Raw genomic sequence first — 23,521 nt, 5'->3', positions numbered from 1 at the left:
GCCTAGCCCCTCCCGTCATCGCCTGTGTAGCCCGGATCGAGCGCAGCGCAATCCGGGATCGGTGCACTCCGCGGGTGAGCTCCCGGATTTCGCCTCGCTCCATCCGGGCTACGCGGCTGAGCGGCAAGTAATCACCGCGGCAATCGACAATCGGGATAGGGGGGGCCTCGCGGCTCCGCCCACCGGGTCACCGGAGGCGGTCGCCCGCCCCCGGTTCCCACAGAACGTGGCGTGCGGATTTCCCGCACCGACGCTCTTCGACAGTTGGTTCACAGCACCGCAAGCGCCTGCAGCTCCCGATAAGGGAGGCGCAGCTTAGGCTTCAGCAACGGTGTCCGTTCTTTGATTTGGTTGAAGGCGTCCCAAGTGAGGCGTCGGCCTGCCCAGCTGCGGCTGCGCAGCATTCCGCGCCAGTAACGCTCCACTGCCCGATAAACTTTTACGAGGCTCCGGAGATTTCCGGCGACGCCGTAATAGCCATAGTGGCCGCGCAGGACGACGTTGATTTCATCGGCCTGGTCACTGATCTTGTAATGCCGTATTCGCCGCATCAGCTCCTGCAGAGACATGAGGCTGCGCTTTAGCCGAGATTTCTCGGTACGCATCCCAACCTTGAAGTTGCCTCTTTGGTTTCGCGTGCAATAGAGCGTCAGCCCCAGAAAGTAGATTGTTTCCGGGCGGTTTCTGCCGCGTTTGCCCGCGTGTCTTTGCGCGAACCGACCAAACTCGACCAACTTGGTCTTGGTCGGCTCTAGAGTGAGGCCGAACTTCCCCAACCGAAGACGCAGGGCCTCCTGTACGCGGATGGCGTCCGATCGATATTGGAAGCAGATCACAAAGTCGTCGATATAGCGCAAAAGTCGGGCTTCGCCCCGCAACCGACCCTTCACCACGCGTTCGAACCAGAGGTCGAGAACGTAATGAAGGTAGAGGTTGCTCAAAAGCACACTGATCGATCCGCCTTGTGGCGTTCCTTGTTCGCTCGGATGCACTGCTCCGTCTTCCAAGACACCCGCTTTCAACCAGCGCCGGATCAAGCTGATCAGGCGCGGATCACCGACTCGATGTTCGACAAACCGGAGGACCCAATCATGATCGAGACTCCCGAAGAAGTTCTTCAAGTCCGCCTCCAACACCCAGCTGATCATGCCGCCGGCGATGACCTCATTGAGGGTCGCCAAGGCGTGATGGGCGCTGAGCTTCGGCCTGCCGCCGAACGAGCTGGGCAAGAAGTCCTGCTCGTAGATGGCGGACAACACCTCAGCCGTGCTGCGCTGGAGGGCCCGGTCGGCGACAGTTGGAACCCCGAGGGGGCGCTTCTCCGTCTTACCGGGCTTGGGGATATAGACACGCCGAATGTTCGGCGCCCGATATCCCTGTCGGTGGATGGATTGGAGCATCGGCTCGATCCATCCGTCGAAGCTCTCCCTCGCCGCCTCCACCGTCTGTCCGTCCACCCCGGCGGCGGAGCGCTTCGGAATCTGTAATAGATTCTTTTGCACTCGGTCGCGCGTGATGTGATGGGCCAACGAGGTGAAGCGAAGATTTGGCTCGCGCCGAGCTTTCACTGCTATTTGTTCAAGTTTCGTTTCCATGGTCAGCTGATCTTCTCTTAGGATAGAAGGCCGTGACTCCCGTTGAATGGAGCCCATGTCGCCCAAGAACAATTCAACTACCGCTGACCGCTTCCCCATGTAGTCGGCTCTCCCGACCTCCGAGTACTATCAGTCAGTCTGACTTCCACCCGGTCATCAGACCCTTCTCACCTCATCGGCTTGGCAGGTCCTACAAGCTTGCGCTTGAACCGGACGGATCTCCCTTGTTCACGTCAATCCCCTTGGTTGCATGCTGGCGGTACGAACCCCGGGAGCACCTCAGCCCGCTCGCGATGACGCGGGTTGCGATTCCGCCTTCCCCTTTGAGAGACAGGGTCGGCTACTCCGATCACGTTCGATTTCGGGGCTATCTTCCCGTTCACTTCATTCCGGCCTGCAACCTCCCTGTCTACGCTTCGTAGCGACCGTTACCGGACGCCACGCAAGACTTGGTACACGGCCGCTCGCTAGGCTTTGCCGTGGCCGTCATCTCAGACGGCAGATTTCAACGCGCTTGCAAGGCGCAACTCCCACACCACCGGACATACGGGTCCGTATCCGGCGGTTCAGTGGATTATGCGGTCTGCAGCGCCGCGACGGAAGCCAAGCCGAGTGAACTGAAGAACGCGATTGGCATGGCGATGGTGAGTGCGGGACTGTTCGCGAGCCGCCAGGGGCCATGTGGGCTTCCGGCGGTTTGCGCCGCCCGATCCCGGCCGACGCCGCGGCGTCGCAGCTCGGCAAAACGAGTGATTCCGCGCTTCCACTGCTTCCAGGCGATGGCGCGCAACCGCCGCCTGAGCCATTGATCAAGGTCGCGCAATATCGACGGGGTTTGGCAGAAGCCGAAGTAGCCGCGCCATCCGATCAGATAGACGGACAACTCCTTGACAATCTGCGCAAGGCTTCGGCCGCGCGTGCGCCGTGTCAGCTCCCGAACTTTCGCCTTGAAGCGGGCGAGCGCCTGCGGCGCAATGCGCCGCCGCGGTGCTGTCCCGCCGGTGAAGCTGAAGCCCAGGAACTTGCGAACGCTCGGTTTGGCGACCGCACTCTTGGCCTTGTTGACCTTGAGCTTGAGGCGCTTTTCGAGGAACTTCTCGATGCCGGCCAGCACCCGTTCGCCCGCTCGCTGACTGCGCACATAGATGTTGCAGTCATCGGCATAACGCACAAAGCGGTGGCCGCGCTTCTCCAGTTCCTTGTCCAGCACATCCAGCATCAGATTCGACAACAGCGGCGAGAGCGGACCGCCTTGCGGCGTGCCCTCTTCCGTCGGGCTGACCACCCCTCCCTCCATCACCCCCGCATTCAGGAATCCGCGGATGAGCTTCAGAAGGCGCTTGTCAGTCACCCGTTTGGCGACCAGCCCCATCAGGACGTCGTGGTTGACCCGGTCGAAGAACTTTTCCAAGTCGATGTCCACGACGACGGCGTGCCCGGACGCGATATACGCCTGCGCCCGTTCCACCGCCTGATGCGCCGAGCGGGTCGGCCGGAAGCCGAAGCTCGTCTCGGAGAACGTCCCATCCCAATCCGCCTGCAGCACCTGCATCACCGCCTGCTGGATGACGCGGTCGAGCACCGTCGGGATGCCGAGCGGCCGCAGGCCGCCCGACGCCTTCGGTATCTCGACCCGCCGCACCGGCTGCGGCTTGTAGGTGCCGTCAAGCAGTTGAGCTCGGATCGTGAGCCAGTGCTCTTTCAGGTGGGCCGGCAGTTCGTTGACGGTCATCCCATCGACGCCTGCCGCGCCCTTGTTGCGCTTCACTTGCGCCAACGCTTTCTTCAGATTCTCACGCTCGACCACTGCTTCCATCGACAGCCCTGCGACCGCCGGGCGTTCAAGACTGGCCGTCGCCGCGCTTGCTTCGGTCTCTCGGACGGCGGCGCTTTGGGCTTCACCCTTCGCTCCGGTGTCCGAGTTCAGCTCAACCTGATTCTTCTGCCGCATGGCTCGCGCGAGATCGACCGCTCTACTAACCACTTCCACCGTTCGGGCCTTCGGCGGCGCGCTGCCGCCTACTATGCCCTCGGCTGACTTCTGCGCTGCGGTCAGGCCGCCTTGCGACGACCTCAGTCCCGTTGCCGGGACACAGCGCAGACCTCCCGAGGTAAGACCGACCGCCTTCGCCGCACGCCCGCCGGATTTACCACCCCGACCCTTGATGACCTTGGACTTCGCGACCGTTTGCTCGCTCGTCCGGCCGGGTAGGCCTCGTTATCCGGTTCTTGTCCATCGGGCCGCGGCTTTGCTCCACGCTTTCTTCAGACCCCACCTCGCGATGATGCCCTTGCGCTTCGCTAACCCTTCGCCGCCATCAGGCTGGGTAGAGGACTTCCACCTCCAAGCTGTCGTTCATACTCGGCACACAAACAAAACGGGGGACGCTTGCGCCTCCCCCGCTGTCTTTGTTGTGAGACTTGGAAGCCCCTTGAAGTCCCGACGCGTAGCTTACGCGCCGTTGAGGAACTGGAGCGGGTCGACCGGCGACGATCCCTTGCGGATCTCGAAGTGGAGCTGCGGAGAGCCCGCCTCGCCGGACTGGCCCGACTTGGCAATCACCTGACCGCGCTTGATGGTATCGCCGCGCTTCACCAGGATTTCGCTCGCGTGGGCGTAGGCGGTGACGTAGCCGTTGGAATGGCGAACCAGCACGAGATTGCCGTAGCCCTTCAGCTCGTTGCCCGAATAGGCGACGACGCCGTCTTCGGCCGCTTTCACCGGCGTGCCCTCGGGCACCGCGACGTTGATGCCGTCATTGACCTTGCCGTTGGTCTTCGAGCCGTAGGCGGTGATGACCTTGCCGCGCACCGGCCAGCGGAAGGTCGGCAACGCGCCGGTGGCCTCGCTCGACTTGGTGACGACGGGCGCTTCAGCAGCAGCCGCCGGCTGTTCGACTGTCGCGGTCGGCTGGACCAGCCGCGCGCTTTGCTGCGGCAGCGCGGTTGCAACGACCTTCGGGGCTGCGACCGCCGGTGCCGGAGCCACCGCAGCAACCGGTGCGGCAGCAACGGGTTGCGCAACGGGCGCAGGTGCCGCCATCGCCGTCTTGGCGCCGGGCACCATGAGCTTCATGCCGAGGCTGAGCCGGGCCGACTGGTCGAGATTGTTGGCGCGGGCGAGCTCGGCCACGGGAATGTGGTGCTGGCGCGCGATGCTGTGCAGCGTGTCGCCGCGATTGACATAGTGGACGCCGGCAGGCGCCGCTGCCACGGCGACGGGGCGCGCTGGCGGTGCGGCCAACGCCGGCGCCGCGGCTGATGCGGTCGGGCGCGGAATGATCAGCTGCTGGCCGGGCGACAGCGCGCGCGGTCCCTTGTAACCGTTGGCGCGCAGGATCTCGGCGGTCGAGACGTTGTAGCGGCGCGCCAGCACTTCCAGCGTGTCGCTGGTGCCGACGATGATGGTGGTGCCGTTATGCCCGGCATGGGCTGCTGCGACCGAATGCGGAACGGTGCCGGTGGATTCGATCTGCGGACGCGCGGGCGGCGGTGTGTAGGACGAAACCCCGCGCCCTCCTCCGGAGACGCCGGCGTTGGCATTGGCGACCGGATAGGACTGCGGCGCCGCTGCGACCGGCGGCGGCAATGGCTGTGACTGATATTGCGAATATTGCGGTTGCGTTCGCGGCCGCGCGTATTGCGGCAACTCGCGCGGCGGCGGCGCCTGCTGCACGGCGCCGGTCGGCTGCGGATCAAACGCAAACGGATTTTGCGAGTAGGAGTTTTGCGAGAAGCGCGACGACATATCGGCGCTGCAACCGGCAAAAGCCATGGACATCAGCGTCAGCACCGCAACCTGCGGCACGCGACGCGAGCGAAGCAACTCGACAACCCCAGACATGGTTACTCACTCGTACGCAACAAAAGACTGTTTTGAGTAAACACGTACCGAGTAAATAACCGCTTAACCCTGCGAATAAGGCGTTGGTGCCAAGCAGCAAATCGCCAAATTTACAATTCGCGCGCGATTCCCGGCAGCGCCGGCACAAAGCGGACGTCGACCAATTCCTTGCGGTCGAAGCCGTTCTCGGTCCGCACCACGCGGACGAGGGTCTGGGTACCCTGATGCGGTCCGACCGGGGCGATCAGGATGCCGCCGGGTTCGAGCCGCTCGAGCAGCTTCTCCGGGATCTGCTCCATCGCCGCGGTGACGATGATGCGGTCGAAGTCACCCGCCCCGGCCGGAACGTCGAAGCCGTCCCCGAGCAGCACCTCGATATTGTAATAGCCCAGCTTTTCGAGGCGCTTGCGGGCGCCGTCGGCCAGCGTCCGGTAGCGCTCGATGGTCAGAACCTGCTTGCACAACCGCGACAGCACGGCCGCCTGGTAGCCCGAGCCGGTGCCAATCTCGAGCACGAGATGGTCCTTCTGCAGCTGCAGTTGCTCGGTCATGTAGGCCACGACGAAAGGCTGGCTGATGGTCTGCCCGCATGCGATCGCAAGCGCGCTGTCGCGATAGGCCTCGTTGCGATCGCGCGGATCGACGAAGACCTCGCGCGGCACCTCCTCCATCGTACGCAGCACCGCCTGATCACTCACCCCGCGCCGCCGCAGGGTCAGCTGAAACATCATCTTCTCGGTCGGATCGGGGTTCACGGCCATGTTCATCAGCGTCTCTGGGCAGCAGCGCGGAATCTCCGCCCTCTTGATGCCATTGAAATCCGAAATACCGCGTTAAGGAAAAATTTCCCGTCGCGTTTTGTTCCCGGCCAGGAACCATCCGCCCGGTTTCGCATTGGCGCCGGCCCGGTTGCATCACATATAATCGCGACGATGCGCGGGTTAACGTCTGGGTGGTGCAGACCGGGGCTCTGGCAGAGCCAACATACCTCGTCGGCTGTTGAGCAAATCTTGCGCAACAAGGTCAGCCAAGGCGATGCGGCAAACCTCGCTGCGCGCTGGAAAAGGACCAATTCCCAAACGTTTGCATTGCGCGCTGTAATGTTATTTGCGAGCCTGATTCAGGGAAGGGCAAGGATTCCATCATGACAGCGATACGGCCGGCGGGCTGTTCAGTTTTCCTCGTAGAGGACGAGGTCATGATCCGGATGATGGTCGCCGATATGCTGGAGGAACTCGGCCATAGCGTCGCGGCCGAGGCCGGCGAAATCGGCGAAGCGGTCAAGCTTGCCCAATCGACCGAATTCGACCTCGCGATCCTCGACGTCAACGTCAATGGCAAGGTGATCACCCCGGTCGCCGAACTGATCAACGCCCGCAACCGCCCCTTCATCTTCGCGACCGGCTATGGCTCGTCCGGCCTGCCTCCGGAGTATCGCGACCGTCCGGCGCTGCAAAAGCCCTTCCAGCTGGAAACGCTGGCCCAGGTGATCTCCAGCGCGATGAAGGGTGCGCCGGTTTAACGGCAAGTTGGGTGCGTAGCCCGGATGGAGCGAAGCGTAATCCGGGGACTTCACAACACGGGTCCCGGATTTCGCTTCGCTCCATCCGTGCTACAGATTCCCCGAGGATTACTTCAGCGTATCAAGCAGCGTTTCCGAAAATGCTTCATCGGTGCGGTCGAGCCGCAGCGGCGTCACCGAGACGTAGCGCGCCGCAAGCGCGGCGAGATCGGTGCCTTCGGCCGGCGCATCCATCATCGCCGCGCGCTCGAAGCCGATCCAGAAATACGGATTGCCGCGTCCGTCGTGACGGCGATCGATCTTCAGGAAACCCTGATTGCGCTTGCCCTGCCGCGTGATCCGGATGCCCTTGACGTCATCGGGCATGCAGGACGGGAAGTTGACATTGATGACGGTGTTCCTGGGGACGCCGGCGCCGATCACCTTGCGGATGATGTCGGGTCCGAATTTCAGCGCAGTGTCCCACAGCGGCGCATTGCGCGTCTCGATCGAGAATTCCTGCGACAGCGCGAATGACGGAAAGCCCAGAATGGTGCCTTCCAGCGCGCCGGCGATGGTGCCGGAATAGACCACGTCCTCGGCGACGTTGCGGCCCTTGTTGACGCCGCTCAGCACGAGATCGGGCAGCTTGTCTCCGAGAATGTGGCGCGCGCCCATGATGACGCAATCGGTCGGCGTGCCGCGCACCGCGAAATGACGCGGGCTGACCTCGCGCAGACGCAGCGGATCGTTGAGCGACAGCGAATGCGAGACGCCGGACTGATCGAGCTCGGGGGCAACGATCCAGACATCGTCGGACAACGCGCGTGCGATCTGCTCGACGACCTGCAGGCCTGGAGCGTGGATGCCGTCATCATTGGTGCAGAGAATTCGCATCCGTCAAAGTGCCTCTTGTTCCGATTCGACGCGGGTTTCTTACGCTGCGGTTTCTTGAGTTGATTGCCGTCTTAACCGGCTAGGGCCGCGGAGGCAAACCTGGCGATGGCCCGTGCCATCGCGCCGACGTCACGCGCCATGGACGGACAAATCGCGCGCTGCCGGCGATCTTGCACTCGAACACCGGCCAGGCCGGTCTGGCCGGCCGCCGAACAACGGCGATCACGGGCGCTGGCGGCGGCACCCCTGGCATTTTGACCCGCGGGGCCTGACGCAGTTCGGCCCCGAGACCCCGGGACGTGACAGCTTCTGACCTTGGTGGCTCGGGCTTGGCAGGTTCAGGCTTTGGCGCTTCAGCCTTGAGAGCTTCAGCCTTAAGAGCTTCAGCCTTGGAAGCATCAGCCTTGGAAGCATCAGCCTTGGGGGCTTCAGACTTGGAAACTTCAGACCTGGAAGCTTCAGACTTGGGAGCTTCAGAGTTGGGCGCTTCAACCTTGGGCGGTTCAACCCTCCGAGCTTCCGACTTGGCGGGCTCAAGAGCAGGAGCGGTTTGGCGAGGCTCGGGCTCGGGAGGCTTCGGAAGCTCCGATTTGGGGAGCTCGGACTTGATGGGATCGGCCGTGATGGGATCGGCCTTGGCGGGCGCGGTCGTGAGCGACTCAGCCTTCGGAGCTTCAAACGCGCGAGGCGCAGCCTTGGACGGTTCAGGGGCGACCGAAGCCGCTTGGGGGAGCTCAGATCTCGCCGGCTCGACCTTCCGAGACTCAACCCTGAGCGGTTCGGGTTTGGGCGGCACCGGAGCGAGCGCCTCGGCCGGTTTTGCGATCGGCGCCGTCGCAGCCGATTTCGATTTCAGCCTGGCCAGCAGCTCCTCGATCGAGGGCACCGATGTCGCGTCAAGCGGCGCGCGCGGCGCGGCCGGCGGCGTCGCCCGGACCGGCGGTGGCGGCGACGCAATCGGTGCCGGTGGTGGCGGCAGATCGGCCGGCGCCATCTGGGCGAACTTGCCGCGCGCGATCTCCAGCGCCTTGTCGAAGTCGGGCCTGTCGATCCAGGCCTTCGATTGCACCTCGGTCACGCGCGCGTCCCACAGGCGCGCGGCCTCGATGTCGTAGTAGCCCATCTGCTTCTGATTGATCAGCTGCAGACCGTGGCCCGTGACGGCCCATTGTCGACCAAGCCAGTGGATGTCACGGTGGAGCGGCATCACACTGGCCCTCGCCTCACATGCCGTGCTCGATGACCTTGAGCCCGCCCATATAGGGCTGCAGCACATCGGGCACCGCGATCGAACCATCCTGCTGCTGATAGGTCTCCATGACCGCGATCAAGGCGCGCCCGACCGCCGTGCCGGAGCCGTTCAGCGTATGCACGAAGCGCGGCTTGCCGTCGGGGCCGCGATAGCGCGCGTCCATGCGGCGGGCCTGGAAATCCCCGCACACCGAGCAGCTCGAAATCTCGCGATAGGCGCCGCCGTCGCCCTGCCCCGGCATCCACACCTCGATGTCGTAGGTCTTCTGCGCGGAGAAGCCCATGTCGCCGGCGCACAGCGTCATCACGCGATAATGCAGGTCGAGCTTCTGCAGAACCTGCTCGGCGCAGGACAGCATGCGCTCCAGCTCATCCTTGCTGGCTTCCGGCGTCGTGATCGATACCAGCTCGACCTTTGTGAACTGGTGCTGGCGGATCATGCCGCGCGTGTCGCGCCCCGCCGCGCCCGCCTCGGCGCGGAAGCACGGCGTCAGCGCGGTGAGCCGCATCGGCAGTTCCTTTTCATCCAGGATGGATTCGCGCGCGAGGTTGGTCAGCGACACTTCCGCGGTCGGGATCAGGCCGAGGCGCTCGCTGCGCAGATCGGCATTCGGTGCCGCGAGCAATTCGCCCTTGATCGCCCAGAACTGGTCGTCCTCGAATTTCGGCAACTGGCCGGTGCCGAACATCACAGCGTCGCGCACCAGCAGCGGCGGATTGATTTCGGTGTAGCCGTGCTCGCCGGTGTGCAAATCGAGCATGAACTGTCCGATCGCGCGCTCGAGCCGCGCCAGCCCTTTCTTCAGCACGACGAAGCGTGCGCCGGACAATTTCGCCGCCGCCTCGAAATCCATATAGCCGAGCGCGGTGCCGAGATCGTCATGCAGCTTCGGCGCAAAGCCGTAGTCGCGCTTCTTCCCGTACACATGGTGCTGGACATTGCCGTGCTCGTCGCTGCCGTCGGGCACCTCGTCGAGCGGCAGGTTCGGAATCGACGACAGCTCCTTGGTCAGCTCGTCATCGGACGATTTCGCCGCCGCCTCGAGCTCCGGCATCGTGGTCTTCAGCTCGGCGACCTCGGCCATCAGCTTGGCCGCACGCGCCTCGTCCTTGGCCTTCTTGGCCTCGCCGATCTCCTTCGAGGCCGCATTGCGCCGCGCCTGGGCCTGCTCAGACGCCAGGATCGCCGCCCGCCGCTTCTCGTCGATCGCAAGCAGCGACGGCGACAACGGCCCAAGCCCGCGGCGCTTCAGGCCGGCGTCGAAGGCTGTCGGGTTGTCGCGGATCGCTTTGATGTCGTGCATGGCAGTCGGGGTCCTAACGTCGCTCAGGCAGATAACGTTGTATGTCAACGTTTTGTGGTGTGCCTCAACTAGCACAACTGTCATCGCCCGCGAAGGCGGGCGATCCAGTATTCCAGAGACGTCAGCGTGTCACCGAGAGGCCGCAGCGTACTGGATACGCCGCTTTCGCGGGGTATGACGCTGAGTGTGAGGCAAAATCACCTATTCGGCGGGATTGGTCGCCCCGGACGAGGCGGTCGAGGTGGCAGCCTTCTTCTCCACGATCCGGACCGCGATGATCGCGCCCTCGTAGAGCGCGAGCAGCGGGATCGCGAGCGAGGCCTGGCTCAGCACGTCGGGCGGCGTCAGCACCGCGGCGATGATGAAGGCGATCACGATGAAGTAGCGCCGCTTCTCCTTCAGCATCTTCGAGGTGACGATGCCGATGCGGCCGAGCAGCGTCAGGATCACCGGCAGCTGGAACGCGATGCCGAAGGCGAAGATCAGCGACATCATCAGCGAAAGATATTCGCCGACCTTTGGCAGCAGCTGGATCTGCGCGGTCTCCGCGCCGCCGGCCTGCTGCATGCCGAGCGAGAACCGCACCAGCATCGGCAGCACGACGAAATAGACCAGCGCCGCGCCCATCACGAAGAACACCGGGGTGGCGATCAGATACGGCAGGAAGGCGTTGCGCTCATGCCGGTAGAGACCGGGCGCGACGAACTTGTAGATCTGGGTGGCGACGATCGGAAACGAGATGAAGCCCGCGCCGAACAATGCGAGCTTCAGCTGTGTGATGAAATATTCCAGCAGCGCGGTGTAGATGAATTTCGAATTCTCCGGCCCCGCGATCCAGACGAACGGCCAAACCAGCACATTGTAGATCTGCTTGGCGAAGAAGAAGCAGATGATGAAGGCCACGCCGAAGCCGAGCAGCGCCTTGATCAGCCGCGAGCGCAGCTCGATCAGGTGATCCATCAAGGGGGCCTTGCTGGCCTCGATGTCTTCGGCGCTCATGACGCCCTCGCGTCCTTGCGTACATCGGGCTGTGCCGGCGTCACATCCTGCGGCGCCGGCTCGCCCTTCACCTCATTGATGATCGCGAGCGGCTCGCTGGCGGCCGTGTGCGCCTCGGCCTCGACGAAGGTTTCCGGCGTCGGCTCGGCGGGAGTCGTGGGCGTTACCGGTGCGTCATTTGACGTCACCGGTGCGTCGATTGCGGACGCGACCTGCGCATCGACCGGCTTGTCGATCTGCAGGGCGTCGCTGACGTCCTTCTGCAGCGAGGTCATGATGTTGCCGCTGGTGATGCCGGTTGCGGCCTCCCTGACCTCGTCAAAGCTCTTCTTGAGGTCGGCCATCTCGGCCTCGCGCATCGCTTCCTGGAACTGGCCCTGGAATTCGGAGGCCATCTTGCGGGCCTTCCCCATCCATTGCCCGACCATGCGCAGCACGCCCGGCAGTTCTTTCGGGCCGATGGCGATCAGCGCGACGACCGCGATGACGACCAGTTCACTCCACCCGATATCGAACATGAATTCTTCCGCCTAAGCGCGCCGCCATCGGCCCCATCGCTCCTAACAGGATCTGGGGCTGCCGGCGCCTTTTCTCAATCGGCGTCCATAGCGCGTCTGTGCGACGGCGTCACCGTTTCGCGCAAGAAAAAACGTCGAAATATGCGTCAGTACAAGCGCGTTAGACGGCCTTGCTGCCGACATCTTGGCGCGCGGCCGACGTCGCCGCATTGTGATCGATTGACTTGGTAGGCTCGGTCTTCTCGGCGACCTTGTCGTCGTCCTGCATGCCCTTCTTGAAGGCCTTGATGCCCTGAGCGACGTCACCCATCAGATCCGAAATCTTGCCGCGTCCGAACAGCAGCAGGACCACTGCGATCACGACGATCCAGTGCCAAATGCTCAACGAACCCATCCTGCAACCCTCCAGAAATGGCCGGCGGACCGGCCTGAACTTTGCCGGAAGGTAGGCCCGCGGGGTGTCAAAAACAAGGACCTCGGCCGCGGCAAATCGCTGTCGCGGCTACGTAATATTGCTAGGCTTAACCGGGAATATTCAGGCTTATTCGCCCTTGTCCTCGGCGTCGGCGTCATCACCCGCGTGGTCGGCCCGGTCTTCCGGCTCGCCAGCGTCAGGTTCGGCCGCATCCGCGTCAGAGGCAACGTCCCCCTCGACCTCGGCCTCGGCGATGGTTTCAACCTCCGCGGACGCTTCGGCCTCAGTCTTTTCGGCCTCAGTCTTGGGTTCCTCGGCTTCCGGCTCGACGGCCGGCGCCAGCAGCAGTTCCAGCGTATCACCCGGCTCGAGCGGCTCCTCGTCCTCCCGCAGCGTCGCGTCATCCGACGGCGACGGAACGGAAAATCCGGTCGGCAGACGCGAGTCGAGCAGACCCGTGCCCTTCAGCTCCTCGAGCCCCGGCAGGTCGCCGAGCGCTTCCAGGCTGAACTGCGACAGGAACGCGTCGGTGGTTCCGAAGGTCAGCGGACGGCCCGGCGTCTTGCGGCGGCCGCGCGGACGGATCCAGCCGGTCTCGAGCAGCACGTCGATCGTGCCCTTCGACGTGACCACGCCGCGAATCTCTTCGATTTCGGCGCGGGTCACCGGCTGGTGATAGGCGACGATCGCCAGCACCTCGATCGCGGCACGCGACAGCTTGCGGGTCTCGGTGCTTTCGCGTGTCATCAGCCACGACAGATCGCCGGCGGTGCGGAACGTCCACTTGTTGGCGACACGCACCAGGTTGACGCCGCGCGGCGCGTATTCCGCCTGCAACTGTGCCAGCGCCGCCTTGACGTCGACGCCGTCGGGCATCCGCTTTGCCAGCGTTGCCTGATCGATCGGCTCGGCCGATGCAAACAACAGGGCTTCCAGGAGCCGCAATTCCTCAGGACGCGCCACCGGATCCATAGGAGAAGCCTCCTCCTCGGGCTCTTCTCTGCGCACTTCCGCCAAGCTTGCCATGGGCCTGCTCTCCTTCTTCCACTTACTCAACCGACAGGTCCGGCGCCGCCATTGCGGCTTGCGCTTGACGCTTTCGGAAATAGATCGGCGCGAACGCCTGCTTCTGGTTGATCTCCATCTCGCCCTCGCGAACCAGTTCGAGGGCGGCCGCGAAGCTCGAGGCGAACACCGTCGCCTTCTGCTTGGGATCTGCGACGTACTTCATCAGGTACTCGTCGAGGCAGCTCCATTCCTCGGCGAGGCCGACCAGCCGCTCCAGCGACGCGCGCGCTTCGGCGAGCGACCACACCGTCCGCTTGGCCAGATGCACCGAGGTCAGTACGCGCGACGCGCGCTGCGTGGCATAGGCCGACAGCAGGTCGTACAAGGTCGCGGTGAACTTCGGATGCTTGATCTCGGCGATCGATTCCGGATTGCCGCGCGGAAAGATATCGCGCTGGAACTGCGGCCGGTTCATCAGCCGGTTCGCCGCCTCGCGGATCGCCTCCAGGCGGCGCAGCCGGTTGGCGAGCGCGGTCGCCATTTCCTCGGCGCTCGGCCCCTCCGCGGTCGGCGGCTCGGGCAGCAGGAGCCGCGACTTCAGGAACGCCAGCCACGCCGCCATCACGAGGTAGTCGGCCGCAAGCTCGAGGCGAATCTTGCGCGCCGCCTCGATGAACGAAAGATACTGGTCGGCGAGCGCGAGGATCGAGATCTTCGACAGGTCGACCTTCTGCTGTCGCGCCAGCGTCAACAGCAGGTCGAGCGGACCTTCATAGCCCTCGACGTCGACCACCAGCGCCGGTTCGCCCTCGGCGAGGTCGGCCGGCCGCCCGGTATCAAACGAAAGAATTTCAGCGGTCATGCCGTCCCTACCCGATCCAACAACGCATCCAGTTCAGCCCGTGCCGCCTGCCGGTCGAGCGGCTGAGGCGGCTTGCGCGCGGCGAGCGTCGCCTTGGCGCGCTCAAGCGCCTTGCCGGTCAGTTCCGGCGTTTCGCGTGCGACCTCGCGCATCTCGTCAATATTGCCGTTGCAGTGCAGAACCATGTCGCAACCGGCGGTGACGATGGCGCGGGTCCGCTCGGCAATCGATCCGGCCAGAGCATTCATCGACACGTCATCACTCATCAACAAACCCTGGAACCCGATCAGGCCGCGAATCACCTGTTCGACGATTGTCGCAGAAGTCGTCGCCGGATGGACGGGGTCGAGCGCGCTAAACACAACATGTGCAGTCATCGCCATCGGCAGATACGCAAGCGGCTGGAACGCAGCAAAATCGGTCCGTTCCAGCTCGTCCCTGGCGGTATCAACCGTCGGAAGCCGGAAATGGCTGTCCGCCGTGGCCCGGCCATGGCCGGGAATATGCTTGAGAACCGGCAGCACCCCGCCCTGTTCCAGCCCGTCCGTGACAGCGCGGGCGATCGCCGCGACCTTGTCCGGCTCGGTTCCATAGGCCCGGTTGCCGATCACCGCATCCGCCCCGGCCACGGGAACGTCGGCCAAGGGCAGGCAATCGACGGTGATTCCAAGATCGATCAGGTCGGCCGCAATCAGCCGAGAGCTGAGCCGGGCTGCCGCAAGCCCAAGCTTCGGATCGATGTCGTAGAGCGCACCAAAGCTCGCGCCCGGCGGATAGGCCGGCCAATGCGGCGGGCCGAGCCGCTGCACCCGCCCGCCTTCCTGGTCGATCAGGACCGGGGCATCGGCGACGCCGACTGCAGACCGGAGTTCCCCAACAAGAGCCGTCACTTGGGCAGGACTCTCGATGTTGCGCTTGAACAGGATGAAGCCCCATGGCCGCTCGGCGCGAATGAATTCGCGTTCGGCGTCGTTGAGGATCAGCCCGGATATACCCGTGATGAATGCGCGGTTCGTCATTCGGCCGATTAGGCCGTATGCAGCTCACGGGTCAAGGAAACGGCCTTTAATTTCTTTGGATGAGGCACTGCGGCCCACCCGCCGACATCAGGCTCTTGCACACTTGGCTCGCCTCTTCCGAGGACGCGAACGGGCCCGCGAAGGCGCGGTAGTAGACGCCTTTCTCTCCGAGATCGACGCGCTTCACCACCAAGGGCTGCGAACCGAGCACGTTGCGATACTTGCCCTGCAGCGTCCGGTACGACGCCTGGGCGTCCGCCTCGTTCTTCTGCGAGGACACCTGGACCAGATATCCGCCGCCACCAACCGGAGCCGCCGAGGTCGACGCCACCCGGGTCGGAGGCGCGGCCGGAGCCGCCTCAGCCTGGCCGGGAACAAGCGACATTGGCGAGTTGACACTGGCATTGGCCGCAGCCGGGTTGCCGCGCGACACCGGAGGCTTCGCCGCCGCCGGAGGTTTTGCCGGCACGGCCGCGGTGGCCTGCGTGCCATCGGGCGTATCGCCCTTGACCGAGAGGGTGCGGACCTTGCGCGGCTCGTTGTTCGGCAACGTGCCGTTCGCGGTGAGCGGCGCCGGCGCCGGCTGCGCCGTCTGCACGCTGGCCGCCGGCGGCGGATTCGCATTGGCGTTCAGCGGCGGAAACACGACACGCGGTCCGGCGGTCTTCGAATTGACGTCGACCGGCGTCTCTTCACGCGACACGATCTTCTCGGTGCCGTCGCCTGTCGCCATCCGGTCCGGCGTCTTGGCCGGCGCATCGGCCTGGGCCGGGATCACCTTGGTCGGCGTGTTGTCAGCCTTGATGATCGGCGGCTCACCGCTGCGGGGCGAACCGACATAGGTCCGGTAGGCGTACGCGCCACCGACGCCGAACACGCCAAGCGCCAGCACCGCGGCGACCGTTATCAGGCCGCTGCGCCGCCGACGGGGCTCGGGTTCTTCCTCGTAGGCCTCCTCATAGGCATAGGGATCGTCCGGATAGGCGGGATCGCGCTGCAGGTCCTGCTCGCCGGCTTCCAGCTGGCCGTAGAGCGCGTCGTCATAGCGCGACGGATCCTGACTCTGACCGTCACTCTGATAGTGCGGCTCCTCGTCAAATGCCTCCGGCTGACGAGGGGCCTCGACCGGCCGATATTGCGCCACCGGCGCGGGCGCGGGCTGCGCCTGCTGAGCCGCATAGCGGTGCAACGGATGCACCGGCTTCGGCTGGTAGTCCTGCTCGGCCTCTTCGTCTTCGGTGTTCTGCACGGGGGGCGGAGCGACCGCCTCCTGCCGCGCGCGCTGCATCCAGGGCGGCGGGCCCGCGGGCGGCGCATCCTCGTCCGCGGCCTGCGGCTCGTACTGTTGCGGCCGCGCGTTGGCGCGCGACTGCAGCGGACGCGGCGGCGGCTTGTTGGAGGAGCCGAACGGATCCGTCTGGCCGATCAGCCGTGCCAGTTCGGCAAGCGGATCGCTGTCGGCCTTGGAAGCCGTGTCGGCGGGAAAATGTCGGTCCTGATATCGATCAGCCATTGTGATGATGCATCCCCTTCGGGACAGCGCCAAAATCGCCGGCACAGCCGGTTCGTACGAGTTGGCCTCTGCCAGATGCCCTCACAAATCCCCACTCGTGAGGGCCTAATGCCCCTGCCTACCGCATCTCGGTCGGAGCGTGGACGCCTAGAACAGCTAAGCCCGATGCCAGAACCGAGACGACGCCCTGAACCATTGCCAGTCGCGCCCTCGTGATCTCTGCATCATTATTGATAATGAAGCGTAAATAGGGCAAATCACGCCCCTTGGTCCAAAGCGCATGAAATTCACTGGCCAAATCATAGAGATAAAAAGCGATTCGGTGCGGCTCATGTGCTACCGCGGCAGCCTCGATCATCCGCGGATAAAGCGCAAGCCGCTTGAGCAGCTCGAGCTCGGCCGGGTCGGTCAGCCGCTCGACCGTAGCATTACGGAGATAGGCGAGCCGGGCCTCATCGGTCTCGGGCAGATCGGGAACCGCTTCCTCCCGCGCGTTGCGGAAGATCGAATGGCCGCGGGCGTGGCCGTACTGGACGTAGAAGACCGCGTTGTCCTTTGACTGCTCGATCACCTTGGCGAGGTCGAAATCGAGCACCGCGTCGTTCTTGCGGAACAGCATCATGAATCGGACAGCGTCGGAGCCGACCTCGTCGACCACCTCGCGCAGCGTGACGAACTCGCCGGACCGCTTCGACATCTTCACCGGCTCGCCGTCGCGCAGCAGCTTCACGAGCTGCACGATTTTGACGTCGAGCACAGCCTTGCCCGCGGTCACCGCCTTCACGGCGGCTTGCATGCGCTTGATGTAGCCGCCGTGATCGGCACCGAACACGTCGATCAGATTGGTGAAGCCACGCTCGAACTTGTAGCGGTGGTTGGCGATGTCGGATGCGAAGTAGGTGTAGGAGCCGTCCGACTTGATCAGCGGACGATCGACGTCGTCGCCATAGGCCGTGGCGCGGAACAGCGACTGCTCGCGGTCCTCGTAGTCCTCGACCGGCTTGCCCTTCGGCGGCGGCAAACGGCCCTCGTAGATGTCGCCCTTGGCGCGCAGGAAATCGATGGTCTCGGCGACCTTGTTGTTGCCTGACGTGATCAGCGAGCGCTCGGAGAAGAACACATCGTGATGGATATTGAGCGCGGCGAGATCGCCCTTGATCATCTCCATCATCATGGCGATCGCCTTGTCGCGCACGATCGGCAGCCACGCGGCTTCGCTCATGTCGAGCAGCTTCTCGCCATATTCTTTGGCGAGCGCCTCGCCGACCGGCACGAGGTAGTCGCCGGGATAGAGCCCTTCCGGGATCGCGCCGATGTCCTGGCCGAGTGCCTCGCGGTAGCGCAGGAACGCCGAACGCGCGAGCACGTCGACCTGGGCGCCGGCGTCGTTGATGTAATATTCGCGGCAGACGTCGAAGCCCGCGAATTGCAGCAGGCTGCACAGCGCGTCGCCGAAGACGGCGCCGCGGCAATGGCCGACATGCATCGGCCCGGTCGGGTTGGCCGAGACGTATTCGACATTGACCTTCTCGGCCTTGCCGATGTCGCTGCGCCCGTAAGCCGAGCCGGCGGCCAGCACGGCGCGTAGCGCGTCCGACCAGACCTGCGGCCTCAAGGTCAGGTTGATGAAGCCGGGCCCGGCGACATCGACCGAGACCACCAGCGCATCGGCGCGCAGCCGCTCGGCGATCTTGTCGGCAAGCTCGCGCGGCTTGGCCTTGGCGTCCTTGGCGAGCACCATCGCGGCATTGGTCGCCATGTCGCCATGGCTGGCGTCGCGCGGCGGCTCCACCACGACGCGGGACAGATCGATGCCGGCGGGCCAATTGTCCTCGGCTGCGACAGCGGCACAGATCGCGTGCACGCGCGTCAGCATGTCGGCAAAAAGGTGTGGTGAAGCAGTGGTGTCGGCCATGGCAGGGCGCTAACGCAAATCCGGGGTCGAGTCAAAAAGCCTTTGGTGCTCGATCAGGGCGAAACGGTCGGTCATCCCGGCAATGAAATTGCCGATCCGCCTGTTCCGAGCGCTCCCGGTCTCCTGCACGCTCCCCTCGATCCATTCCGCCGGCAGGTCTTCCGGCGATTGCTGGTAGCGCTCGAACAGATTGCGGACCACCTCCTCCGCCTCCCCCATCACCAGCATCACCCGCTTGTGGCGATACATCCGCCGGAACAGGAACGCCTTGATCGCCGCCTCCTGCTCCGCCACCTCGGACGGAAACGCAATCAGCGGGGCATTGTGATGGCGCACGTCGTGCGCCGATTGCGGCTGGGCGGCCGCGAGGCGCCGGCTCGCTTCGTTGAAGACCGCGCTGATGAAGTGTGAGATCAGCTCACGCACCAGTTCTGCGCCGCGCCGGACCTCGTCGAGCCCAGGATAGTGGCGGTCGATCTCGGCGATGATGTCGGCGGTCAGCGGCATCTCCTTGAGATCGTCGACCGCGAACAGGCCGGCACGCAGGCCGTCATCGATATCGTGCGCGTCATAGGCGATGTCGTCGGCGAAGGCCGCGATCTGCGCCTCGAGCGAGGCATAGCTCCAGAGCTCGAGGTCGTAGCCGTTGTTGTAGTCGGCAATTCCGATCGGGATTCCACTCTCCAGGTAACGGCCGGCGGGCGCGCCATTGCGCTCGGTCAGCGGCCCGTTGTGCTTGACGATCCCCTCGAGCGATTCCCAGGTCAGATTCAGCCCGCCGAATTCGGGGTAGCGATGCTCCAGCGACGTGACGACCCGCAGCGCCTGCGCATTATGGTCGAAGCCGCCGTCATCCCTGAGGCATTCGTCGAGCGCCCGCTCGCCGGCATGCCCGAACGGCGGATGGCCGAGGTCATGCGCCAGCGCCAGCGTCTCGGTCAGGTCCTCGTCGACCCCGAGCTGGCGGGCCAGCGCCCGGGCGATCTGCGCCACCTCCAGCGAATGGGTCAGCCTGGTGCGGTAGTGATCGCCCTCATGGAAGACGAAGACCTGGGTCTTGTGCTTGAGGCGGCGGAACGCGGTGGAATGAATCACCCGGTCGCAGTCGCGCCGGAACGGGCTGCGGGTCCGGCTCGGCGGCTCGGCGACCAGCCGGCCGCGGCTGCGATCGGGGTCGCAGGCATAAGGCGCGCGGGGGGCAGCCATTCCGACCGACACTGTATTTTAGTCCTTATCCATTTGATTCCATGGTCCGACGCACTTAACTATGACTGAGGCGGCCGACCAAATGAATTGGGGATGACGCCGGGCCTGATCCGGATCAGATCATGCTCAAATAGGGTTTCGGAGACCGACATGACTGCTGCCATCACCGTCAGCGAACGGGCCGCCCGCCGTATCGGGCAGATCCTCAGCAAGGAAGGCGAAGGCGCCAAGCTGCGCATTTCGGTCGAGGGCGGCGGCTGTTCCGGTTTTCAGTACAAGTTCGACGTCGAGCGCACCCAGGCCGATGACGACCTCGTGATCGAGCGCGACAGCGCGGTGGTGCTGATCGATCCCGCCTCGGTGCCGTTCCTCGCGGGCTCGGAAGTCGACTTCGTCGACGACCTGATCGGCGCCTCGTTCCGCGTCGTCAATCCAAACGCCACCGCCTCCTGCGGTTGCGGCACCAGCTTCTCGATTTAACGCCTCGCGATCCCGAGCGGTTACCCCCGGCGAGCCGGTTTCCGGCTCGCGCCGAACGTTCGGCTATTCCGCCGCGACCACCTGCGGCCGCTCGACGTCGCCGCCGGCGTCCGCCTGCGGATCGAGCTTGCGGCGCAGCCTGCGGTCGATGCGGTCGAGGTAGATGTAGATGACGGGCGTGATAAACAGCGTCAACAATTGCGACACGCAGAGGCCGCCGACCACGGCGACGCCGAGCGGCTGACGCAGTTCGGCGCCGGCGCCCGCGCCGAGCGCGATCGGCAGCGTGCCGAAGATCGCCGCGAACGTCGTCATCATGATGGGGCGGAAGCGCAGCAGTGCCGCCTCGCGGATCGCGTGCTCGGCACTGAGGCCGACCCGGCGTCGCTCGAGCGCGAAGTCGACCATCATGATCGCGTTCTTCTTGACGATGCCGACCAGCATCACGATGCCGATCATCGCGATGACCGACAGCTCCATCCCGAACATCATCAGCGTCAGGATCGCGCCGATACCGGCCGACGGCAGGCCGGAGATGATCGTGATGGGGTGGATGAAGCTCTCATAGAGAATGCCGAGGATCACGAAGGCTGCGAACACCGCGGCGAGGATCAGGACGCCCTGCCCGCGCAGCGAATCCTGGAACACCTGCGCGGTGCCGGAGAAGCCGGTCACAATCGTCGGCGGCAAATTCGCGGTCTGCTCGAGTTCGGTGATCTTGTCGACCGCGTAGCCGAGTGAGGTGCCCGGCGCGAGGTTGAAGGAGACCGTTACCGCCGGCTGCTGGCCCTGGTGGTTGATCTGCAACGGCCCGACCGTCGGCACCAGCCTTGCCACCGCATCCAGCGGAATGGTCTGGTTGTTCGCGGTCTTCATGTAGAGCTTCGAGAGGTCGGACGGATCGACGCGGAACTGCGGCTGCACCTCGAGGATGATCTGGTAGTCGTTCGACGGCATGTAGATGGTGCCGACCTGCCGCGCGCCGTAGGCGTTGTAGAGCTGGTTGCGGACCTGATCGACGGTGACGCCGTAGACCGCCGCCTTCTCGCGATCGATGTCGACCGTCATCTGCGGGTTCTTGATGTAGAGGTCTGTGGTGACGTCGAGGAGCCCTGCGATCTTCTCGATCTTGTCGCGCATCTCGGGCGCCAGCCGGTACAGCGCCTCGGTATCGCCGCTCTGCATCACATACTGATACTGGCTCTTGGAGATACGCCCGCCGATGCTGAGGTTCTGGATGCTCTGGAAGAACGCCTGCATGCCCGGGATCTCGCGCGCCTTCTGCCGCAGACGGCCGATCACCACGGTGGCGTTGTCACGCATCTTCTGCGGCTTCAGCGCGATGAACAGCCGGCCGTAATTCGCCGTCGGATTGGGACCGCCGGAGCCGACCGTAGAGTTGATGTACTCTATCGCAGGATCGGTCCGGAGCACCTCGACCAGCGCCTGCTGGCGCACCTTCATCGCCTCGAACGAGGTGTCAGTCGCAGCCTCCGTCACGCCGATCAGGAAGCCGGTGTCCTCCTGCGGGAAGAAGCCCTTCGGCACGATCATGTAGAGATAGATGGTGCCGCCGAGCGTCGCCAGCGTGACCAGCAGCATCAGCGCCTTCTTGGCCAGCACCCAGTCGAGCGCCCATTCATAGGCCCGCAGCCAGGCCTCGAACATCGCCTCGAACGCCCGCAGCACGACGTTAGGCCGCTTGGTCGCGTCATGCGTGCGCAGCACGCGGGCGCACAGCATCGGGGTCAAGGTCAGCGACACGAAGCCGGAGACGATGATCGCAACCGAGATCGTCACCGCGAATTCGCGGAACACGCGGCCGACGATGCCGCCCATCAGCAGCACCGGGATGAACACGGCGATCAGCGAGAAGGTGATCGAGATGATCGTGAAGCCGATCTCGCGGGCGCCCTTCAGCGCCGCCTCGAACGGCTTCATGCCGTGCTCGATATGGCGGACGATGTTCTCCAGCATGACGATGGCGTCGTCGACCACGAAGCCGACCGAGAGCGTCAGCGCCAGCAACGTCATGTTGTTGATGGAGTAGTCCAGCGCGTACATCGCCGCGCAGGTGCCGAACAGCGAGATCGGCACCGCGAGCGCCGGAATGAAGGTGGCAGAGGCCGAGCGCAGGAACAGGAAGATCACGAGGATGACGAGACCGATCGCGATCAGCAGGGTCTCCTCGACGTCGCTGACCGCCTGGCGGATCGAGACCGAGCGGTCCATCATGACCTGCATGGTCACCGAGGGCGGAATGGCGGCGCGCAGCGACGGCAGCTTGGCCAGCACGCCATCGACCACCGCCACGGTGTTGGCGTCGGGCTGCTTCTGGATCGCGAGCACGATCGCCCGCTCGTCGTTCATCCAGGTCGCGATCTTGTCGTTCTCGACGCTGTCATAGACCTTGGCGATCTCGTCGAGCCGGACCGGCGAGCCGTTGCGCCAGGCGACATAGATCTGGCGGTAGTCGGCCGCCTTGTCCATCTGGCCGGAAGCCTGCAGCGCGACGTCCTGCTTGGGCCCGTTCAAGGTACCGACCGGGGTCGAGGAATTGGCGCGCGACACCGCGGCGCGGATATCCTCCATCGAGACGCCGCGCGCGGCAGCGGCCTCCGGATCGGCCTGGACGCGGATGGCAAATTTCTGCGCGCCGTAGATCAGCACCTGGGCGACGCCCGGCAGCTGCGATAGCGCCTGCCCAATCGTGATGTCGCCATATTCATTGACGCTCGACAGCGGCAGTGTCGCCGATCCCAAGGAGACGAACAGCACCGGGAAGTCCGCCGGGTTCACCTTCCGGAAGCTCGGCGGGATCGTCATCTCGATCGGCAGGCGGCGTTGCGCGATCGTCAACGCGGTCTGCACGTCGAGCGCGGCAGCATCAATGTTGCGGTTGAGGTCGAACTGGATGGTGATGACGCTCGTGCCCTGCGAGGAGTTCGAGGACATCGAGGAGATGCCGGCAATGGTCGAGAGCTGGCGCTCGATGATGCCGGCGACCGAAGCCGCCATGGTGTCGGCGCTGGCGCCGGGCAAGGTCGCGGTCACCGCGATGGTCGGGAAGTCCACCTTGGGCAGCGCCGAGACCGGCAGCAGGCGGAAGCCGAACACCCCGAACGCGATGATCGACGCCGTGATCAGCGTCGTCATGACCGGGCGGCGGATGCAGAGCTCGGAGAGCGTCATCG

At 64.5% G+C, this 23,521-nt stretch carries 18 protein-coding genes and 1 pseudogene; 2 read left to right on the top strand and 17 right to left on the bottom strand.

Going from position 1 to position 23,521, the window contains the following annotated elements; genetic code table 11:
- Positions 1-269 precede the first annotated feature (269 nt).
- The 4 genes from ltrA (ACE10X_RS21440) to ACE10X_RS21425 form a co-directional block, all read right to left on the bottom strand.
- Positions 270-1,595: a group II intron reverse transcriptase/maturase gene (gene ltrA, locus ACE10X_RS21440; protein WP_375763020.1), complete on the bottom strand. Its 1,326-nt coding sequence runs from the start codon at positions 1,593-1,595 to the stop codon at positions 270-272.
- Positions 1,596-2,169: 574 nt separating this feature from the next.
- Complete coding sequence (gene ltrA, locus ACE10X_RS21435) at positions 2,170-3,546, bottom strand: group II intron reverse transcriptase/maturase (protein ID WP_253592511.1); 1,377 nt, start codon at positions 3,544-3,546, stop codon at positions 2,170-2,172.
- 501 nt (positions 3,547-4,047) lie between these two features.
- Positions 4,048-5,439: a LysM peptidoglycan-binding domain-containing M23 family metallopeptidase gene (locus ACE10X_RS21430; RefSeq protein ID WP_038388487.1), complete on the bottom strand. Its 1,392-nt coding sequence runs from the start codon at positions 5,437-5,439 to the stop codon at positions 4,048-4,050.
- 110 nt (positions 5,440-5,549) lie between these two features.
- Positions 5,550-6,206 (bottom strand): protein-L-isoaspartate(D-aspartate) O-methyltransferase, encoded by a 657-nt coding sequence (locus tag ACE10X_RS21425; RefSeq protein WP_051003354.1) that lies wholly within the window; start codon positions 6,204-6,206, stop codon positions 5,550-5,552.
- A gap of 377 nt (positions 6,207-6,583) precedes the next feature.
- Between ACE10X_RS21425 and ACE10X_RS21420 the strand changes: the two genes are divergently transcribed.
- Positions 6,584-6,961 carry a response regulator gene (locus ACE10X_RS21420; protein WP_026192734.1) on the top strand — a complete coding sequence of 126 codons (378 nt, stop codon included), beginning with the start codon at positions 6,584-6,586 and terminating at the stop codon, positions 6,959-6,961.
- A gap of 108 nt (positions 6,962-7,069) precedes the next feature.
- Here ACE10X_RS21420 and surE read toward each other — a convergent pair whose 3' ends face one another.
- From surE to ACE10X_RS21360, 12 genes and pseudogenes are all read right to left on the bottom strand, one after another.
- Positions 7,070-7,837, bottom strand: a complete 768-nt coding sequence (gene surE, locus ACE10X_RS21415) for a 5'/3'-nucleotidase SurE (RefSeq protein WP_038388488.1) — start codon at positions 7,835-7,837, stop codon at positions 7,070-7,072.
- Between the two features lie 79 nt (positions 7,838-7,916).
- A complete protein-coding gene (locus tag ACE10X_RS21410) occupies positions 7,917-9,044 on the bottom strand; it encodes a hypothetical protein (RefSeq protein WP_162136701.1) in 1,128 nt (375 codons plus the stop codon).
- A gap of 16 nt (positions 9,045-9,060) precedes the next feature.
- A complete protein-coding gene (gene serS, locus ACE10X_RS21405; protein ID WP_038388490.1) occupies positions 9,061-10,392 on the bottom strand; it encodes a serine--tRNA ligase in 1,332 nt (443 codons plus the stop codon).
- 201 nt (positions 10,393-10,593) lie between these two features.
- Positions 10,594-11,391, bottom strand: coding sequence for a twin-arginine translocase subunit TatC (gene tatC, locus ACE10X_RS21400; protein WP_038388491.1), 798 nt, complete (start codon positions 11,389-11,391; stop codon positions 10,594-10,596).
- Positions 11,388-11,909: a Sec-independent protein translocase protein TatB gene (gene tatB, locus ACE10X_RS21395; RefSeq protein WP_038388492.1), complete on the bottom strand. Its 522-nt coding sequence runs from the start codon at positions 11,907-11,909 to the stop codon at positions 11,388-11,390. Before tatB ends, tatC begins: the two co-directional genes overlap by 4 nt.
- 160 nt (positions 11,910-12,069) lie before the next feature.
- The gene (locus ACE10X_RS21390; protein ID WP_016846882.1) at positions 12,070-12,303 is read right to left on the bottom strand and encodes a twin-arginine translocase TatA/TatE family subunit; all 234 of its coding nucleotides are present in this window, start codon (positions 12,301-12,303) and stop codon (positions 12,070-12,072) included.
- Between the two features lie 257 nt (positions 12,304-12,560).
- Positions 12,561-13,350: pseudogene (scpB, locus tag ACE10X_RS21385) on the bottom strand (SMC-Scp complex subunit ScpB); the annotation flags it as partial.
- Between the two features lie 22 nt (positions 13,351-13,372).
- Positions 13,373-14,194: a ScpA family protein gene (locus ACE10X_RS21380; protein WP_028342077.1), complete on the bottom strand. Its 822-nt coding sequence runs from the start codon at positions 14,192-14,194 to the stop codon at positions 13,373-13,375.
- Entirely contained in the window at positions 14,191-15,213 is a 1,023-nt protein-coding gene (gene nagZ, locus ACE10X_RS21375) for a beta-N-acetylhexosaminidase (RefSeq protein WP_375764555.1), read from the bottom strand. The genes ACE10X_RS21380 and nagZ overlap by 4 nt, the downstream gene beginning before the upstream one ends.
- Positions 15,214-15,259: 46 nt before the next feature.
- Positions 15,260-16,726: an SPOR domain-containing protein gene (locus ACE10X_RS21370; protein ID WP_038388498.1), complete on the bottom strand. Its 1,467-nt coding sequence runs from the start codon at positions 16,724-16,726 to the stop codon at positions 15,260-15,262.
- A gap of 118 nt (positions 16,727-16,844) precedes the next feature.
- Positions 16,845-18,641 (bottom strand): arginine--tRNA ligase, encoded by a 1,797-nt coding sequence (gene argS, locus ACE10X_RS21365; protein WP_038388499.1) that lies wholly within the window; start codon positions 18,639-18,641, stop codon positions 16,845-16,847.
- Between the two features lie 9 nt (positions 18,642-18,650).
- Positions 18,651-19,859 (bottom strand): deoxyguanosinetriphosphate triphosphohydrolase, encoded by a 1,209-nt coding sequence (locus ACE10X_RS21360; RefSeq protein WP_080583621.1) that lies wholly within the window; start codon positions 19,857-19,859, stop codon positions 18,651-18,653.
- A gap of 138 nt (positions 19,860-19,997) precedes the next feature.
- Between ACE10X_RS21360 and erpA the strand changes: the two genes are divergently transcribed.
- Positions 19,998-20,327: an iron-sulfur cluster insertion protein ErpA gene (gene erpA / locus ACE10X_RS21355; protein WP_016846874.1), complete on the top strand. Its 330-nt coding sequence runs from the start codon at positions 19,998-20,000 to the stop codon at positions 20,325-20,327.
- 63 nt (positions 20,328-20,390) lie between these two features.
- Here erpA and ACE10X_RS21350 read toward each other — a convergent pair whose 3' ends face one another.
- Positions 20,391-23,519, bottom strand: a complete 3,129-nt coding sequence (locus tag ACE10X_RS21350; RefSeq protein WP_038388501.1) for an efflux RND transporter permease subunit — start codon at positions 23,517-23,519, stop codon at positions 20,391-20,393.
- Positions 23,520-23,521 lie beyond the last annotated feature (2 nt).

This window comes from Bradyrhizobium sp. Pha-3, assembly GCF_042258325.1.
GTDB lineage: Bacteria > Pseudomonadota > Alphaproteobacteria > Rhizobiales > Xanthobacteraceae > Bradyrhizobium > Bradyrhizobium elkanii.
The sequence above is the reverse complement of the archived record's forward strand: the minus strand, read 5'-3'. Positions and strand labels throughout refer to the sequence as shown.